At 69.9% G+C, this 3,579-nt stretch carries 4 protein-coding genes and 1 pseudogene; 3 read left to right on the top strand and 2 right to left on the bottom strand.

Annotation, left to right across the window (positions count from 1 at the left end; all coding sequences use genetic code 11):
• The first annotated feature begins 195 nt into the window (after positions 1–195).
• The gene (locus AB0J04_RS45565) at positions 196–1,239 is read left to right on the top strand and encodes a substrate-binding domain-containing protein (protein WP_363174626.1); all 1,044 of its coding nucleotides are present in this window, start codon (positions 196–198) and stop codon (positions 1,237–1,239) included.
• A 35-nt stretch (positions 1,240–1,274) separates the two neighbouring features.
• Here AB0J04_RS45565 and AB0J04_RS45560 read toward each other — a convergent pair.
• Positions 1,275–1,421: pseudogene (locus tag AB0J04_RS45560) on the bottom strand (ThuA domain-containing protein); the annotation flags it as partial.
• Between the two features lie 232 nt (positions 1,422–1,653).
• Between AB0J04_RS45560 and AB0J04_RS45555 the strand changes: the two are divergent.
• On the top strand, positions 1,654–2,286 hold the full coding sequence (locus AB0J04_RS45555; RefSeq protein WP_363174625.1) for a VOC family protein: 633 nt from the start codon (positions 1,654–1,656) through the stop codon (positions 2,284–2,286).
• On the opposite strand, the gene AB0J04_RS45550 is transcribed toward AB0J04_RS45555, so the two are convergent.
• On the bottom strand, positions 2,273–2,812 hold the full coding sequence (locus AB0J04_RS45550) for a DinB family protein (RefSeq protein ID WP_363174624.1): 540 nt from the start codon (positions 2,810–2,812) through the stop codon (positions 2,273–2,275). The genes AB0J04_RS45555 and AB0J04_RS45550 overlap by 14 nt on opposite strands.
• 107 nt (positions 2,813–2,919) lie before the next feature.
• On the opposite strand from AB0J04_RS45550, the gene AB0J04_RS45545 reads away from it, so the two are divergent.
• Entirely contained in the window at positions 2,920–3,315 is a 396-nt protein-coding gene (locus AB0J04_RS45545; RefSeq protein WP_363174623.1) for a VOC family protein, read from the top strand.
• The last annotated feature ends 264 nt before the right edge of the window (positions 3,316–3,579 follow it).

Raw genomic sequence — 3,579 nt, 5'->3', positions numbered from 1 at the left:
GTACGTCCAGTACGAGGACTTCCGGCCGGCACACCGAGAGCACGCACCGGACGCCGCTCCTTGACGGGCAAACGTTGCCTGCCGCGGCACTAGGATAGCAAGCGCTTTCTGCAGCCGTCTGTTTCCGGATCGGCTCCGAAAGTGCGCTGATCGAACTTTCGCTGGCCCTCGGGCGGGCCGGAGAGGTGGTTCCCGATGGTGCATACGGCGAGTGCGGGCGTGACGGCCGGGCCGACCCTGGCAGTCGTGGCCCGCGAGGCGGGGGTGTCCGTGCCGACCGCCTCCAAGGTGGTCAACGGTCGCGAGGACGTCGCTCCCGAGACCCGACGCCGGGTAACAGAGGCTCTGGACCGGCTCGGGTATGTACGCAGACCGCGCTTCGACGCGACGAAGCCGCCCCGGCTGGTCGACCTCGTCGTGCACTCGCTGGACAGTTCCTGGTCAGGAGCTGTGCTGCACGGCGTGGAGGAGGCGGCGCACGACGCCGGCCTGGACGTGGTCGTCTCGGCTGGCCTGTCCCGCACCCGAGTCGGCCGCCCTCAGCGTGGCTGGCTGGACAAGTTGACCGTGCGCGGATCAGCCGGAGTCCTGTTCAATCTCACGGAGTTGACGGAATCCCAGTACGCCTGGCTGGAGCAGCACCGCACGCCTTTCGTGATGATCGACCCGGTGGTCGAGCCGCCGCCCCGGGTGGTGTCGGTGGGCGCGGCGAACTGGCAGGGCGGGGTGACGGCGACGGAGCACCTGCTGGCCCTGGGCCACGAACGCATCGCCGTGATCGCCGGGCCGCGCCGCAAGATGTGCAGCAGCGCCCGCGTCGCCGGCTACCGCTCTGCGCTGGCCTCCGCCGGGCTGGCGCACCGCCCCGAGTATCTCCGCAACGGCGGCTTCGACGAATCCGTCGCCCATCGCCGCATGGTCGAGCTGCTCGACCTTCCCGTGCCGCCGACGGCCGTCTTCGTCTGCTCCGACCGCATGGCCCTCGGGGTCTACCAGGCGCTGGCGGAACGGGGGTTGAGGGTTCCGTACGACGTCAGCGTGGTCGGTTTCGACGACCTGCCGGAGTCGCGCTGGGCCACTCCCGCTCTCACCACCGTCCGTCAGCCGCTGGCCGAGATGGCGGCGACGGCCCTACGACTGCTGGTGCGGATGATGGACGGGGACCACCCGGAGGGCACGCGGACAGAACTGTCGACGCGGCTTGTACAGCGGGAGAGTACGGCGCCGCCGCGAGGCTGACTGTTCCGCCTGCTTCACACCTGCCCATCCTGTGACCCGTCCAGCGAAGCTTCGAGGTCAGCCGGATCCTCGGTGTGGTCCACGGCGAACTCGCCCAAGGCGCGGACGGCGGCAATGACGTCCGGGACGGAGTCGTGGCGGTAGGCGGTGGTGCGGGTGTACACGAGCAGACGGTCGGTCATGGCAATGAGCCCAGGCGGACGGGAGTTCGGGTCCCAGGGAAGCGATCAAGCCGAAAATTTCGCCCTCGCGTCGCGGTTGCCCGGCGGCGCACACGAGTGCTCGTGAGATACCCAAAGCCCTGTCAGCGGAGGTGGATTCACGGCTGATCAACCGCTTTCATCCGTTTCCGCAGTCGACGCGAAGCTCAAGGCTCAGCGGCTACGCGGACCGGGGCGCGTAGGCTCGGGCGGGATGAACACCATTCCCGCACTCCTCGATCACATCGTCATCGCAACGCCTGATCTGGCGGCGACGGTCACCGAGTTCACCCGGCGCACGGGCGTGGCCCCGGCGCCGGGAGGGGTGCATGTCGGGCTCGGTACCCGCAACCACCTGGTCGGACTGGGCCATGGCGCCTACCTGGAGATCATCGGCCCGGATCCGGAGCAGCCGAAGCGGTCCCAGACGCGCCCCTTCGGGGCTGACGCGCCCACGTCGGCGCGGACGATCAGTTGGGCGATCAGTCCGCCCGACCTGGACGCGGCGGTCGCGGCCGCTCGGACGGAGGGCTACGACACGGGAGACGTGCGGGAGATGAGCCGGCGTCGCCCCGACGGCACCCTGCTTCGGTGGCGACTCACCGACGGCGGCTCCCCGCACCCGTCCGGTCTGGTGCCGTTCCTCATCGACTGGGGCACCACGCCCCATCCCTCCGCGTCGAAGCTGCCCGTCGTCCGTCTGCTGGAACTGACCGCCACCGCACCATCGCCTCACGAGATCCGCCCTGTGCTGGCCGTCCTCGGCACCGGCCTCGTGCTCGCCGAGGGACCGGCCGCCTTCTCGATCACCGTGGAAACGCCCAAGGGACCGGTTACGTTCGACTGACCTGGGAAGCCGCCCTCACCAGGCGCAGTTGTCCCAGCTCGGCCACGTTTTTCATCAGCTCGGCGTTCGCCCAGGCGAGCAGGTGGGCCACGGTGTGCTCGGGGTCGTTCGGCCAGGGAAACGGTGCGGTCCGGTCGAGGTCGGCTTCGTTGAGTTCCGCGACGGCGGCCGTCCATTCCTCGCGCAGACCTCGCAGCCAGGTGACGGCCGGCTCACCCGCTCCCGGCCAGCGGATGTCGGCGCGCTCTCGGGGCGGGCGGCCGAGGAGGTGGTCGGTGGCGGTGCCCAGCCACCAGGCGAGGTGCCAGCTCACCCATCCGGCGGTCGGGACGGGGATGGGGTCGGGTTCCGTGTCCGCCCAGTCGGGTGTCCACCCTCCGGAGCCGTCCGGGTGGAGAGTCCAGGTGTGAGCAGCGGGCTCCCAGAGGAAGTCCTCGGGTTCCAGCCGGTCCAGGTGGTACTCGAAGAGGGACCACGTCAGGTCGAACTGCCAGCTCATGAGCTCACGACGGCCAAGGTTGTCCATCGGACCACCCTGGCACGCGCCGGAAACAGATGGGGAACGGTTTTCCAGCGCCGGACGTGTCCGTTTCCTTCAAGACCTGCCGAGCCGGCTGTGCCTACCGTGGCCGCATGAGTCCACGATTCGATGCCATCGGCCTGGTCGTCTCCGACATGGCCGCCTCTGTGTCTTTCTACCGTCGGCTCGGGTTCGCCTTCCCCGAGGGTTCCGAGCGGCAGCCGCACGCCGAAGCCGAACTTCCGGGAGGTCTGCGGCTGTTGCTGGACACCGAGGACACGGTCCGTTCGTTCCTCCCGGAGTGGCAACCGCCGTCCGGAAGCGGCAGGACCTCCCTCGCGCTGCGCTGCGACACCCCGGCCGAGGTCGACATGGTGTACGAGGAGCTGCTGAGCGCCGGTCACCAGGGCGAGCTGAAGCCGTGGGACGCCTTCTGGGGCCAGCGGTACGCGGTCGTGCAGGACCCCGACGGCAACGGCGTCGACCTGTTCGCGCCGCTGTCCCAGTAGGCGCCTCGGCCGGCGCAGTGGGTCGGCCCACGGGCCGACGAGGCCTCCGTCCGCCCACCGGCCCCGCAGGTGCAGTCCCGCCGGCCCCCGATGGGACGGGTTCAGTCCGGGCGGCCCGGTAGTCCTTTCCTGTCGGCCGTCGGCCGTCGGATGGGCCTGCTAGTGCCGTGGCAGGCAACGTTTGCCCGTCAAGGAGCGGCGTCCGGTGCGTGCTCTCGGTGTGCCGGCCGGAAGTCCTCGTACTGGACGTACTTGGGCTTTCGG

The sequence above is a fragment of the Streptomyces sp. NPDC050263 genome (genome assembly GCF_040655955.1).
Classification (GTDB): Bacteria; Actinomycetota; Actinomycetes; order Streptomycetales; family Streptomycetaceae; genus Streptomyces.
This window is presented reverse-complemented; position numbering and strand designations above follow the sequence as displayed.

Bases quoted from the DNA above. Each gene is read 5' to 3' on its own strand.
- AB0J04_RS45565 (WP_363174626.1), top strand. From the start codon at position 196: ATGGTGCATACGGCGAGTGCGGGCGTGACGGCCGGGCCGACCCTGGCA.
- AB0J04_RS45555 (WP_363174625.1), top strand. From the start codon at position 1,654: ATGAACACCATTCCCGCACTCCTCGATCACATCGTCATCGCAACGCCT.
- AB0J04_RS45550 (WP_363174624.1), bottom strand. From the start codon at position 2,812: ATGGACAACCTTGGCCGTCGTGAGCTCATGAGCTGGCAGTTCGACCTG.
- AB0J04_RS45545 (WP_363174623.1), top strand. From the start codon at position 2,920: ATGAGTCCACGATTCGATGCCATCGGCCTGGTCGTCTCCGACATGGCC.